This window comes from Dactylosporangium sp. CA-139066 (assembly GCF_050936175.1).
GTDB lineage: Bacteria > Actinomycetota > Actinomycetes > Mycobacteriales > Micromonosporaceae > Dactylosporangium.
Window position 1 is genome coordinate 647,606 of sequence record NZ_JBNJNH010000002.1, and the last position, 11,737, is coordinate 659,342.

Below are 11,737 nucleotides of genomic sequence, written 5' to 3' on the forward strand. Positions count from 1 at the left end.
GCCTTACCGACCGTTAGAGATCACCGACTATGATTGACCCCTCCCGATTGGCCTGAGGCAGCGGCGCCGAAGGGCCACACCTGCGGCTGAGGTGGGTCCGGCGTTGAGAACTGCACGGCGGTCATGAACGACGACGCACGTGGCGTCACCGTGCGCCAGGCCCAGCCATCGGACCTGACCGCGCTCGTCGCGGCGCTCGGCCAGCCCCACTACTTCGCCATCCGGCTCGACGGGCAGCCGGAGGTCGGCATCCTGCTCGTCGCCGCGCGCGCCGACGGTTCGGTGGTCGGCAGCGCGTTCCTGCGCCTGGCGCCGGCCGAGGAGGCCGAGCTGCGCGAACGGCTGCCGGGCGCCCCGGTGCTGATGCACGTCGAGGTCGTGCCCGAGCAGCAGCGCAACGGCGTGGGCAAGATGATCGTGCACGCCGCCGAGGAGTACGCCCGGGCGCACGGACGGTCCGTGATCGCGCTGGGTGTGCGGCCGGACAACGACGGCGCCCGCAAGCTCTACGCCGGGGCCGGGTACACCGACTGGGGCCTCGGCCCGATCAACGCCGTCGTCAAGGCGTTCGACGACGGCGGTGAACGGGACGACGGCTACGAGCTGTGCGAGATCATGGTCAAGGCGCTAGACGGTGAGTAGCTGCCGGGGACATTACGGGAAGCGCCCACAAATGCGACTTATCCTCGCGTAACGTTGCGCGCATGGCTGGGGGACCCGCGCGAGACGTGTTGCTCAAGGTCGCCAACGTCAACCCCGCGAGCGTGCGGAGCCACACCGATCGGGCCCTCTACAGCTCCATCGGGGTCTTCATCCTGCTGTACGGCGTGTACGCGATCGTCGGCGCGGCGAGCTTCGTGGACGCCTCGACCAACTACGAGCACCCCTGGTGGCAGTGGCTGGTCGGCCCGCCGGTCGCCGCCGCCGTCATCGCCTACGACCGGGCCGTGGTCGGGCGCGTCGCGGTGAACTTCGAGCGGCCCGAGTCGACCGACCCGCACCAGCTCCTGCGCCGGCGCACCCTCGGGCTGCACGCCGGGCGCATCGTGCTCGCCCTGCTGTTCGCCGTGGTCATCACCGAGCCGCTCATGCTGGCCCGCTACAAGGGCGAGATCGACGCGTACCTCGGCACGGTCCACAACGCCCAGCTCTCCCAGCTCGAGAAGTCCGGCGCTATCGCCGCCTTCCAGCGCCAGGTCGACGAGCTGCGGGCCCAGGACGCCGCCGACGACCAGGCGGTGGACCGGCTGCACCAGCTCGCCGCGGACAAGCGCAAGGAGTCCGCGGCGACGTACGACCAGGCCCTGGCCGACTCGCGTGCCGACGGCGTCACCCGCCGGGCCGGCTGCCCGCCCGGCGGCTACTGCGACACGCTGGTCCAGCAGTCCCGCTCGCTCATGGACGAGGCGACCCGGCTCGACGGCGAGGCCGCGGCGCTGCGCACGTCGCAGGACGCCGGCCGCAAGAGCCGCGCCGACCAGGTCGCGTCGCTGATGGGCCAGATCGCCGAGCAGCGCAGCACCAACCGCTCCTCCGTCGAGGCCGGCGCCGGCTTCGGGGCCCGCACGACCGCGATGTGGCACCTCGTGACCAGCGACTTCTGGGGCTTCGGCTTCTTCTATCTCGGCGTCGCGGCGCTGCTGGTGTGCCTGGACTGCGCGGCCGTGTGGCTCAAGCTCGTCTCGCACGGCAACGGCTACGAGCGGGCCGAGGCGCGCGACGCCCGGCGCCGGGAGCTGTCCGAGATCCGCCGGCACGAGCAGGAGCTGCGGGTCGCCACCTCGGCCGGCGAGATCGCCGGTGACGGGCTCGACACGGTCGTGCAGGAGCGGCGGCTCATCGATGCCGCGGTCAGCCAGGCGACCGAGCGGCTCATGGCCGAGCTCGAGGACCAGTCCCGACTGGTCCGTTAGGACAGAACTTCCCGAATCGCTTGCTATTGGACTATCCCGTACGGGCAGACTGGGCCGGTGCGTCACCGAGGCCCCCGCCAAGCACCGGGCGCCCAGTCTGGCCCGATGCGGCTGCGCGGTGTCGGCCCAGACCGGGCGGTGCTTCCCATCGTCGTCGCCATCGTCTTGATCCTCGTCGGCGGCGTCAGCGTCGCCCGGATGGTCTGGTCCAGCGCCACGTCCGCCACGGCCGGCGGCGGCCCGGAGGTGGAGCGGTTCGGTGCCGGCGACCGGGCCGGGCGGGCCGACGGGCGCGCCGACGCCCGCTGCGGAGGCGTCCAGCTGAGCGCGCCCCGGGAGCTGCGCGGCATCTGGATCACCACCGTCGAGAACATCGACTGGCCCAGCCGGCCGGGGCTGCCCAACGACCAGATCAAGGCGGAGTACCTCGGCTGGCTCGACCTCGCCGTCCAGCGCAACCTCAACGCCGTCTTCGTCCACGTGCGGCCCAGCGGCGACGCGCTGTGGCCGTCGAAGTACGCGCCCTGGTCGGAGTGGATCACCGGAGTGCGCGGCCAGGGGCCGGGCTTCGACCTGATGCAGTGGATGATCGACGAGACCCACAAGCGCAACCTCGAGTTCCACGCCTGGTTCAACCCGTACCGGGGCAGCCAGCCGCTGCCGTCCGGCGCCGGGTCCGACATCAACGCGCTCGCGCCCGACCATCCGCTGCGCCAGCACCCCGACTGGGCCGTCGTCTACCCGTCGGCCGGCACCACCGGCAGCCGCCTGCACTTCAACCCGGGCATCCCGGAGGCGCGCAAGTTCGTCGAGGACTCGATGCTGGAGGCGGCGGAGAAGTACGACGTCGACGGCGTGCACTTCGACGACTTCTTCTACCAGTACCCGGTCGGCAAGCAGGACTTCCCCGACGACGACGCCTATCGCAAGTACGGCGCCGGCAAGAGCAAGGCCGACTGGCGCCGGGACAACGTCAACCTGCTCGTGCAGGAGATGAGCCAGCGGATCAAGCAGCTCAAGCCGTGGGTGAAGTTCGGCATCAGCCCGTTCGGCATCTGGCGCAACGACGGCACCGACCCGGCCGGCTCGCCGACGCGCGGCCTGCAGAGCTACGACGACGTGTACGCCGACACGCGCAAATGGGTCCGCGAGCAGTGGCTCGACTACATCGTCCCGCAGCTGTACTGGAACATCGGCTTCGACGTCGCGGACTACGCCAAGCTCGTGCCCTGGTGGGTGAACGTCGTCAAGGACACCCGGGTGCAGCTGTACATCGGCCAGGCCGACTACCGCGTCGGGCAGGCCGGCCCGTGGTCCGACCCGGCCGAGCTCGACCGCCAGCTGGCCCTGAACCGCAAGTATCCGCAGGTCACCGGCAGCGTCCACTTCTCCGCCAAGAACATGCGGGCCGACGCGCTGGGCTCGGTGTCGAAGTACGCGGCCGACTTCTACGCCACGCCCGCGCTGCCGCCGGTCATGAAGTGGCTGCCGAACAAGGCGCCGGCCGCGCCCGCGCTGCGCACCCAGGCGGCCGGCGACAACCTGAAGCTCACCTGGACCGGCAAGGGCGTCTCTTCCGCCGTCTACCGGGTCGACGGCGGCGCCGCCCGCCTGGTCGCCACCCGGCGCGGGGGTGACGGCGAGTTCACCGGCCCCAAGGGCACGTACTGCGTCACCGCGCTCGACCGGTCGTGGAACGAAAGCCTTCCGTCGGGGTGATCCACGATCATCCGGGCGTTGCCGAGGCTACGGCCATGACCACGAGCTTCATCTCGGATCAGGACTTCACAACGCCCGCGCACGTCCGGGCCGCGCCGCCGGAGGAGCGCCGGGTCCGCGAGACGAAGAGCGCCTCGCGCGCGCTGCTCTCCGTCACCTTCCTGGCCGCCGTGTGGCTCGTGGTGTCGTCGGTGCCGTTCGGGTACATCGGGGCCGGCCGCTACGACATCTTCTGGAGCGACGCGGTCACCGGCATCACGATCGCGATCGTCACGACGCTGCGGCTGCTGCACCCGCGCACGGTGGCGTTCGCCTGGGTCAGCGGCGGCCTGGCCGGCTGGGTGCTCATGGCGCCGCTGGTACTGCAGTACGGCTGGTCGACCTCGACCGCCAACGACATCGTCGTCGGCCTGCTCATGCTGGTCTGCGCGGCGCTGGGGCCGGCCGACGAGCCGGAATGACATGAGGCGGGCCGCCCCCGACAGAGGGGGCGGCCCGATATCCCGTCGCGTTGGGCGTCAGTGGTCGAACGCGTCGCGCACGTTGCGCCCGGCGTCCTTCACGTGATCGCCGGCCTGCTTGGCCTTCGCGCCGGTGCGCTCGGCAGCGCCCTCGGCCTCGAGACGCTCGTTATCCGTGGCGTCGCCGTACTTCTCCTTGGTGGCGCCCTTGAGCTCTTCGGCCTTGTGCTCGACCTTGTCCGTGAAGCTCATTGCACATCCCTTCCACGTTTCCGGTCTTTCGCCTTGCTACATCACAGGTTGCCCGGCGGCGCGCCACCGCAAACGCAGGCGCTGTGCCACGGTCGTCACACCCGTCACCAGCAGCGACAACGCGACCCCGAGCCCGGCCGCGGCCAGCGGGTTGCCGCTGAAGACGTTGCCGCCGAGGTACCCGAGCCCGACGATGTAGAGGCTCCAGAGCACGGCGCCGACGATGATGGCGGGCAGGAACCGGCGGCGGGGGAACTGCGCGTAGCCGCTGACCAGGGCCACCGTCGTGCGCCCGAGCGGCACGAAGCGCCCGGCCGCGACGATCGCGCCGCCGCGCCGGTCGAGCAGGCGGGCGACCCGGCTGACCACCTTGCCGTACCTCTCGCCGCGCAGGAACCGCTCGACCAGCCGCCGGCCGCCCCGCCGGGCCGCCTCGTGCATGAGCAGGTCGCCGGCCACGACGGCGCTCACCGACGTGAGCAGCACGACGGCCACGTGCAGGTGCCCGCTCGCCGCGAGGGCGCCGCCGGCGATCACGCTCGTCTCGGCCGGGACCGCCGGGATGAGGCAGTCGAGCACGAGCAACACGAAGATGAGCAGGTACGCCCAGCCGGCCATCGATTCCATGCCGTCAACGGTGCCGTCCGGCGGCGGCGAAATCAGCGGTGCCACCTTGCCGATCCGCGGTGGGGCTTTCCCTACCCCTAGGGGAATCCGGCGAGCACGCCCGGGTCGTGGAACGCCGTCATCTCGCGGATCAGGCCGGCCTCGATGCGCAGGACCGACAGCGCGAACGGGCGCGGCGACGCGGCGCCCGGCGGGGTGTGGTGCACGACGATCGCCGGGGTCCGGTTGGCCCGCGTCGGCACCGCGCTGATTTGCCCGATGTCGTAGGGGCTGCCCGGCGGGACGCTGAGCTCCAGCGCGCCGACGATGGCGGGCTTGCCGAGGTACCAGACCGGGATCGGCGGCATCGTCGCGCGCGCCTCGTCGGCGATCAGCCGCGCCATCCCGGCCACGTCGGCGCGCTCGAACGCCTCGACGTAGCGGCGCAGCACCTCGGCCTCGCCGGGCTCCGGTCCCCGCGCGGGCGTCCAGTCGGCGCCGCGCTCGGGCAGCCGCTCGCGCAGCGTCGCCCGCGCCCGCTGCAGCGCGCTGTTGACCGCGGGCGCCGTCAGGCCGAGCAGCGCCGCCGCGTCGCCGGCCGGCCAGCCGAGCACGTCGCGGGCGATGAGCACGGCCCGCTGCCGCGGCGGCAGGTGCTGCAGCGCGGCCAGGAACGCGAGCTCCACGGTCTCGCGGGCGACCGCGCGGGTCTCCGGGTCCTCGTCGAGCACGCGGTCGGGGATCGGCTCCAGCCACGGCACGTCGGCGCGCGGGGGCCGGGTCTCGCCGGGCGCCCCGGGCGGCCCGAGGTCCATCGGCAGGACCCGGCGCTGGGCGCTCTTGAGCGCGTCCAGGCAGGCGTTGGTGGCGATCCGGTAGAGCCAGGCCCGCACCGACGAGCGGCCCTGGAAGGCGTCCCAGCCGCGCCAGGCCCGCAGGAACGTCTCCTGGACGATGTCCTCGGCCTCGTGGTACGAGCCGAGCATCCGGTAGCAGTGGACCTCGAGCTCGCGGCGGTGTCGGTGCAGGAGTTCGGTCAGGTCCATGCGAGCCCTCTCGTCGCGGCGTGCGATGTTAGGACGATGTGGGCGGAGTTTCGTGAGCGCGTGCTCCTGGAGGACGACGCGATCCTGGTGCTGGACAAGCCGGCGGGCGTCTCCGTGATGGGCGAACGGCACGAGACCGACCTCGTGCGCATGGCCGCCGACGCCGGCGAGCGGCTGTTCCCGGTGCACCGCATCGACAAGGTGACCTCGGGGGTCATCCTGTTCGCCAAGGACCTGGCCGTGCACGGGGGGCTGACCCGGCAGTTCAACAAGCGGACGGTGAGCAAGGCGTACCTCGCGGTGGCCGCGCCCGGCGGCCTGCCGCAGACGGGCCGCATCGACCTGCCGCTGAGCGTCGGGCGCAAGAACCGGGTCCGGATCGCCGCGCCTCGGGAGAGCATCGAGGTCAAGGATGACACCTATACCGTCCCGGCGGCGGCGGTCTTCGACACCGTGCCGACGTACCCGTCCGTGACGACCTTCGCCGTGCGGAGCCAGACCGCCGAGCGGGCGCTGCTGGAGGCGGTGCCGGAGACCGGGCGGCGCCACCAGATCCGGGTGCACCTGGCCTGGATCGGCCACCCGATCGTGGGCGACCCGCTGTTCGAGAAGGCGCCGGCCGGGCGCACGTACCTGCACTCGTGGCGGCTGTCCTTCGATCACCGCGGCGAACGGGTCACCGTCGAGGCCCCCCAGCCGCCGGACTTCGCCTGAGCGGACTCGTCCTCCCGGCGGGCGCGGGCGAAGCGGCGGACGAGGTCGTGGAAGCCGTACCGCTCCTCGCGCTCCGACCGCAGCAGCCCGAGCTCGACGAGCTCCTCCAGCGCGTCCTCGGCGTCCTCCACGGTCGTCTGCCCGAGCACCGCGGCCCGCTCGGCGCCCGCGTCCGGGCCGGGGGCGGCGCCGAGCCGGCGGAACACGCGCCGGGCCAGCGGCGAGAGCTCCCGGTAGGACAGCTCGAGCAGGGCCTCGACCGGCGGCTCGTCCGCGGGCAGCCGGCCCAGGAGGTGGGCCACCGTCCACGCGGGGCGGCTGGCCAGCCGGTGGCCGGCGATGCGCAGCGCGAGCGGCAGCCCGCCGCAGCGCGCGGCGAGCTCCGCGACGGCCCGGGCCTCCCGCTCGGCGCGTCCGGCGCCGAGCAGCCGGCCGATGAACTCGGCGGCGTCGCCGGGCGGCAGCCCGCCGAGTGCGAGCCGGTGCACGCCCTCGAGCCCGCCGAGCGGACCGCGGCTCGTGACGAGCACCAGGCCGGCCTCCGCGTCCGGCAGCAGGCGCCGCACCTGGGTCTCATCGGCGGCATCGTCGAGGATCACCAGGCGGCGCGGCTCGGCCGGCCGCGCGCGGTAGTGCCGGGCCTCCTCGTCGCGCGGGTCGGCGTCCCCGCCGCGGAGGTCGAGGAAGAAGCGGCCGCCGGGGAAGAGCCCCCGCTCGGCGAGCACGCCGGCCGCGTGCACGGCGAGGGCGGTCTTGCCCACGCCCGGCGGCCCGGACACGACCCCGACCGTCGCGCCCCCGCCGGCACGCGCGGCGCGGGCGGCGCCGGCGGCCAGCTGGGCGATCCAGGTGAGCTCGGCGCCGCGGCCGGTGAAGTCCAGGACGGTGCGCGGCGGCTCGAGTGGGGCCGCCGGTCCGCGTCCACCTTCCGCGCCGGCCGCGGCGACCAGGGCCGCATGCGCGTCCGGGGGCAGGCGCAGCGCGTCGGCGATCGACGCGACCGTGCGCCGCCGCGGACGGCGGCCGAGCCCGAGCTCCATGTCGCCGAGCGCGCGGGCGCGCACCCCGGCGGCCGCGGCGAGCTCCTCGAGCGTCAGGCCGCGGTCGTGCCGGTGCCCACGCAGCAGCGCCCCGAAGCTGGTGGGTCCGGTCATGAGCGCGAGTCTAATGAGGAACGTCGACGTACCGGGCTCAGGTCAGGAGGGCCGCCAGGGACGCGAGGATGGCCAGGCTGTTGGTCAGGCAGTGCGCGGCGATGCTGATCCGCACGCTGCGCAGGCGCAGCATGACGGCGATGAGGACGAGCTGGGCCACGAAGACGAAGACGAGCTTCTCGGGCTGCCAGTAGTGCTGGGCGGCGAAGAGGCCGGCCGAGGTCACTACGGCGGCGACGCCGCGCACGGGCAGGCGCGGGAGCAGGTACGCCCGGAAGTACAGCTCCTCGACCGCCGGGTTGACCAGCCCGTCGACCAGGAGCGTGACGAGCAGGACGGCCACCATCGTGCCCGCCGGGAACGCCTCGGAGTCCGGCGGCAGCAGCCACGAGCGCGGGTAGACGCCGAGGATCCGCTCCTCCAGCGGCGCCAGGACGACGACCAGGCCGATCGCCATGGCGGTGACCGAGGGCAGGATCATGAGGTACAACTTCATCGGCAGTTTGCGCTTGAACGCCAGCACGTCGGGCAGGCGCCGCCACGACCAGCCCGCCGCGCGCAGCAGCAGGCCCGCCTCGATCGGCGTGAGCACGAACGCGAAGGCAAGGGTCAGGGCGAACTGCGGCGGCAGGTGCCACGCGCGCATGAGCGGCTCGAGCGCGAACGCCGCGGCGAACGTCGCCGCGGCCGGGAGCAGATGCAGGGCCAACGCCGCGGGCCAGCCCAGCCGTCGGATCGGCTGCGCGGCGCCGCGGGCCAGGGTCAGGGTGGCCGTCGTCATAGACCCGACGCTATGAAAACGGCAACCGCGACCCCAGCCCGCTGGGCGGAGTGTTGAGGGTAGGGCAGGCCATACCCCGCGTGGTCAGGCCAGCGTTACCCCGGCGACGGCGGCGTCCGCGCCCCCGCGCCAGACGACGCCGGATTCGGCAAAGCCGGCCGCCCGAAGTGCCTCGAGGTGCCAGGTCGCGGGCGGCAGGAACTCGCTCGAGTGCGGCCCGCTGTAGATGCGGTTGCGCTCCTCGACCAGCGGGGCGAGCACGGGGTGCGCGGCGGCCAGGTCCCACCAGGCCCGCCAGCTCGGCACGGCGCCGGTGGCGTACCGCGCGTCGCGCCGCTGGTCGGCCCGGGCCACCAGCCGGCGCGACAGCTCCGGCAGCGTGTCGTCGGGCATGTGGTCGGCGTTGACGAACACGCCGCCCGGGCGCAGCACGGCCGGCAGCTCCTTGTACAGCTCGGTGAGCCGCTCCGGCGTCAGCCAGTGCAGGGCGGTGGCGGTGAGCACGGCGTCGTACGCGCGGTGGGGCAGCCGGGTCGCCCAGCCCGGGTCGCGCAGGTCGGCGGCGACGAGGCGGGCCCGGTCGCCGAGCGAGGCGCCGGCGATGGCCAGCAGCGCCGGGTCGAGGTCGAGGAGGGTGACCTCGACGCGGTCGAAGCGCGCGAGGGCGCGCAGGCTGATCGAGCCGGTGCCGCCGGCGAGGTCGAGGATGCGCACCGGCCCGTCGGCGCCGTCCCCGGACGTGACCGCGTCGACGACGTCGAGCATCGCGGTGAAGCGGTGCTCGCGATCGGGCATGTACGCCTCCTGCTGGCGGTCCCAGCTCTCCTGCCACGCGCGCGAATCGAGCTTGTAAGGAGTCATGAGCCAGATGCTAATTACCGTAACCCGCCGTTTCCAGACCTGTGGTGAACTTCGTGCGTGACTAGTCCACGCCTGGCCCGGCACCTGGGCACCACCGACGCGGTCGTCGTCGGGCTCGGCGCGATGATCGGGGCGGGAGTGTTCGCCGCCTTCGCGCCGGCCGCCCGCGCCGCCGGGAGCCTGCTGCTCGTGGCGCTCGGCATCGCCGCGGTGGTGGCCTACTGCAACGCGACGTCCTCGGCCCGCCTCGCGGCGCTGTACCCGGAGTCCGGCGGCACGTACGTCTACGGGCGGCGGCGGCTCGGGGACTTCTGGGGGTACCTCGCCGGCTGGGGCTTCGTGGTGGGCAAGACGGCGTCGTGCGCGGCGATGGCGCTGACCGTCGGCGCCTATGCGTTCCCCGGCCACGAGCGCGCGGTCGCGGTGCTCGCCGTGGTCGCGGTGACCGCGCTCAACCTGTTCGGGGTGCAGAAGTCGGCGCTCGCCACGCGGATCATCGTCGCCTTCGTGCTCGTGGTGCTGGCCGCGGTCGTCGCCGCCTGCGTGTTCGGCCGCTCCCCCGCGCCCGGGCCGTCCCCGGCCGGCTTCAGCGGCTGGGGCGTGCTGCAGGGCGCCGGCCTGCTGTTCTTCGCCTTCGCCGGCTACGCGCGCATCGCCACGCTGGGCGAGGAGGTCGTGGATCCGGCGCGCACGATCCCCCGCGCCATCCGGATCTCGCTCGGGATCACGCTGCTGGTGTACCTCGCCGTCGCGGTCGCCGCCGTCTCCGTCCTCGGCTCGGTGCGCCTCGGCGCCTCCACCGCCCCGCTGGCCGACGCGGTCACCGCGGCCGGCAACGGCTGGCTCGCCCCGGCGGTGCGCGTGGGCGCGGCCGTCGCGGCGCTGGGCTCGCTGCTCGCCCTGCTGCTCGGGGTGTCGCGCACGACCCTGGCGATGGCCCGCGACCGGCACCTGCCCGGGTTCCTGGCCGCGGTGCACCCGGCGCGGCAGATCCCGCACCGCGCCGAGCTCGCGGTCGGCGCGGCCGTCGTCGTGCTCGTGTCGCTGCTCGACCTGCGCGGCGCGATCGGCTTCTCGTCGTTCGGGGTGCTCGTCTACTACGCGGTCGCCAACGGCTCAGCGCTGACGCTGCGCCGGGAGGAGGGCGCGCCGCACCGCCTCGTGCCGGTGGCCGGCCTGGCCGGCTGCCTGCTGCTGGCCGCGACGCTGCCGTTCAAGGCGGTGATCGCCGGGCTGGTCGTGTTCGCTATCGGGGCGCTGCTGTGGTGGGTCCGGCGTTCCGCACGGCCCACTCCGCCAGGCTCGACAACGACTCCATCAGCGTGACGCCCGCCGCGCGGCTGCGGGTGGCGACGGAGACGCTGCTGGCTACGGTGCCAGACCGGCGAGCTTCTCCGGGTTGCTGACCAGGTGGATCGTCGCGATCCGGCCGTCGACCAGGAACAGCGTCATGGCGGCGGCCGGCGCGCCGGCCGAGCGCACCACGATGCCCGGGCCGCCGTTGACCTGGACCACCTCGACGGTGGGCGAGGGCGGCGTGCGGCCGGCGAACGTGATCAGCGCGCGGGCCACCAGCTCGGCGCCGGTGATGGCCTTGCGCGGGGCCGGGGCCAGCCCGCCGCCGTCGCTGATCATCGTCACCTCGGGGGCGAGCACCTCGACGAGCCGGCGCAGGTCGCCGCCCACGCAGGCGGCCAGGAACCGCTCGGTCACCGCGGCGCGCGTGGCCGGGTCGGTGTCGTAGCGCACGCGGTGGTCCTCGACGTGCGCGCGGGCGCGGGCGGCGGTCTGGCGCACCGACGCCTCGGAGCGGTCGACGAAGCCGGCGATCTCGGCGTAGGAGTACCCGAACGCCTCGCGCAGCACGAACACCGCCCGCTCCAGCGGCGAGAGCGACTCGAGCACCAGCAGCATCGCCGTGGACACCGAGTCGGCGAGCGCCACGCTGTCGGCGACGTCGGGCGCGGTCAGCATCGGCTCCGGCAGCCACGGACCGACGTAGGCCTCCCGCCGGGCCTGCGCGCTGCGGAGCCGGTCGATGGCGAGGCGGGTGGTGACGCGGACGAGGTACGCCTCGGGGTCCTCCACCTCGGCGGCGTCGACCGCGCTCCACCGTAGCCACGCGTCCTGCACCACGTCCTCGACGTCGGCGACGCGCCCGAGCACCCGGTACGCGACGCCGTTGAGCCGCTCGCGATGCTCGTTGAAGATGCGCGCCGCATCCGCCATG

The 11,737-nt window shown here is 73.7% G+C and carries 13 protein-coding genes; 6 read left to right on the forward strand and 7 right to left on the reverse strand.

Annotation, left to right across the window (positions count from 1 at the left end; translation table 11 throughout):
• Positions 1-123 precede the first annotated feature (123 nt).
• The 4 genes from ACQEVU_RS47660 (at position 124) to ACQEVU_RS47675 (ending at position 4,093) form a co-directional block, all read left to right on the forward strand.
• Positions 124-642, forward strand: a complete 519-nt coding sequence (locus ACQEVU_RS47660; RefSeq protein ID WP_433336549.1) for an N-acetyltransferase family protein — start codon at positions 124-126, stop codon at positions 640-642.
• 62 nt (positions 643-704) lie between these two features.
• The gene (locus ACQEVU_RS47665; RefSeq protein WP_433336551.1) at positions 705-1,913 is read left to right on the forward strand and encodes a DUF4407 domain-containing protein; all 1,209 of its coding nucleotides are present in this window, start codon (positions 705-707) and stop codon (positions 1,911-1,913) included.
• A gap of 105 nt (positions 1,914-2,018) precedes the next feature.
• Complete coding sequence (locus ACQEVU_RS47670) at positions 2,019-3,632, forward strand: glycoside hydrolase family 10 protein (protein WP_433336553.1); 1,614 nt, start codon at positions 2,019-2,021, stop codon at positions 3,630-3,632.
• A 35-nt stretch (positions 3,633-3,667) separates the two neighbouring features.
• Positions 3,668-4,093, forward strand: a complete 426-nt coding sequence (locus tag ACQEVU_RS47675; RefSeq protein ID WP_433336555.1) for an SPW repeat domain-containing protein — start codon at positions 3,668-3,670, stop codon at positions 4,091-4,093.
• A gap of 57 nt (positions 4,094-4,150) precedes the next feature.
• On the opposite strand, the gene ACQEVU_RS47680 is transcribed toward ACQEVU_RS47675, so the two are convergent.
• The 3 genes from ACQEVU_RS47680 to ACQEVU_RS47690 are packed head-to-tail and all read right to left on the reverse strand — an operon-like array spanning position 4,151 to position 6,129.
• On the reverse strand, positions 4,151-4,345 hold the full coding sequence (locus ACQEVU_RS47680; protein ID WP_433336557.1) for a CsbD family protein: 195 nt from the start codon (positions 4,343-4,345) through the stop codon (positions 4,151-4,153).
• Between the two features lie 36 nt (positions 4,346-4,381).
• On the reverse strand, positions 4,382-5,017 hold the full coding sequence (locus tag ACQEVU_RS47685) for a DedA family protein (protein WP_433336559.1): 636 nt from the start codon (positions 5,015-5,017) through the stop codon (positions 4,382-4,384).
• Positions 5,018-5,049: 32 nt separating this feature from the next.
• Positions 5,050-6,129, reverse strand: a complete 1,080-nt coding sequence (locus tag ACQEVU_RS47690; protein WP_433336561.1) for an RNA polymerase subunit sigma-70 — start codon at positions 6,127-6,129, stop codon at positions 5,050-5,052.
• On the opposite strand from ACQEVU_RS47690, the gene ACQEVU_RS47695 reads away from it, so the two are divergent.
• Entirely contained in the window at positions 6,058-6,711 is a 654-nt protein-coding gene (locus ACQEVU_RS47695) for an RluA family pseudouridine synthase (protein ID WP_433336563.1), read from the forward strand. The two genes, ACQEVU_RS47690 and ACQEVU_RS47695, sit on opposite strands and share 72 nt — an antisense overlap.
• On the opposite strand, the gene ACQEVU_RS47700 is transcribed toward ACQEVU_RS47695, so the two are convergent.
• The 3 genes from ACQEVU_RS47700 to ACQEVU_RS47710 form a co-directional block, all read right to left on the reverse strand.
• The gene (locus ACQEVU_RS47700) at positions 6,657-7,865 is read right to left on the reverse strand and encodes a helix-turn-helix domain-containing protein (RefSeq protein ID WP_433336565.1); all 1,209 of its coding nucleotides are present in this window, start codon (positions 7,863-7,865) and stop codon (positions 6,657-6,659) included. The genes ACQEVU_RS47695 and ACQEVU_RS47700 overlap by 55 nt on opposite strands.
• Before the next feature lie 37 nt (positions 7,866-7,902).
• Positions 7,903-8,646, reverse strand: coding sequence for a lysostaphin resistance A-like protein (locus ACQEVU_RS47705; protein ID WP_433336567.1), 744 nt, complete (start codon positions 8,644-8,646; stop codon positions 7,903-7,905).
• Between the two features lie 84 nt (positions 8,647-8,730).
• A complete protein-coding gene (locus ACQEVU_RS47710) occupies positions 8,731-9,507 on the reverse strand; it encodes a class I SAM-dependent methyltransferase (RefSeq protein ID WP_433336569.1) in 777 nt (258 codons plus the stop codon).
• A gap of 57 nt (positions 9,508-9,564) precedes the next feature.
• Here ACQEVU_RS47710 and ACQEVU_RS47715 point away from each other — a divergent pair, with 57 nt between their 5' ends.
• Positions 9,565-10,833: an APC family permease gene (locus tag ACQEVU_RS47715; RefSeq protein WP_433336571.1), complete on the forward strand. Its 1,269-nt coding sequence runs from the start codon at positions 9,565-9,567 to the stop codon at positions 10,831-10,833.
• 42 nt (positions 10,834-10,875) lie between these two features.
• On the opposite strand, the gene ACQEVU_RS47720 is transcribed toward ACQEVU_RS47715, so the two are convergent.
• Positions 10,876-11,736 carry an RNA polymerase sigma-70 factor gene (locus tag ACQEVU_RS47720; RefSeq protein ID WP_433336573.1) on the reverse strand — a complete coding sequence of 287 codons (861 nt, stop codon included), beginning with the start codon at positions 11,734-11,736 and terminating at the stop codon, positions 10,876-10,878.
• Position 11,737: the final 1 nt, after the last annotated feature.

Coding starts and splice junctions, on each gene's coding strand:
- ACQEVU_RS47660 (WP_433336549.1), top strand. CDS start 124: ATGAACGACGACGCACGTGGCGTCACCGTGCGCCAGGCCCAGCCATCG.
- ACQEVU_RS47665 (WP_433336551.1), top strand. CDS start 705: ATGGCTGGGGGACCCGCGCGAGACGTGTTGCTCAAGGTCGCCAACGTC.
- ACQEVU_RS47670 (WP_433336553.1), top strand. CDS start 2,019: ATGCGGCTGCGCGGTGTCGGCCCAGACCGGGCGGTGCTTCCCATCGTC.
- ACQEVU_RS47675 (WP_433336555.1), top strand. CDS start 3,668: ATGACCACGAGCTTCATCTCGGATCAGGACTTCACAACGCCCGCGCAC.
- ACQEVU_RS47680 (WP_433336557.1), bottom strand. CDS start 4,345: ATGAGCTTCACGGACAAGGTCGAGCACAAGGCCGAAGAGCTCAAGGGC.
- ACQEVU_RS47700 (WP_433336565.1), bottom strand. CDS start 7,865: ATGACCGGACCCACCAGCTTCGGGGCGCTGCTGCGTGGGCACCGGCAC.
- ACQEVU_RS47705 (WP_433336567.1), bottom strand. CDS start 8,646: ATGACGACGGCCACCCTGACCCTGGCCCGCGGCGCCGCGCAGCCGATC.
- ACQEVU_RS47710 (WP_433336569.1), bottom strand. CDS start 9,507: ATGACTCCTTACAAGCTCGATTCGCGCGCGTGGCAGGAGAGCTGGGAC.
- ACQEVU_RS47720 (WP_433336573.1), bottom strand. CDS start 11,736: ATGGCGGATGCGGCGCGCATCTTCAACGAGCATCGCGAGCGGCTCAAC.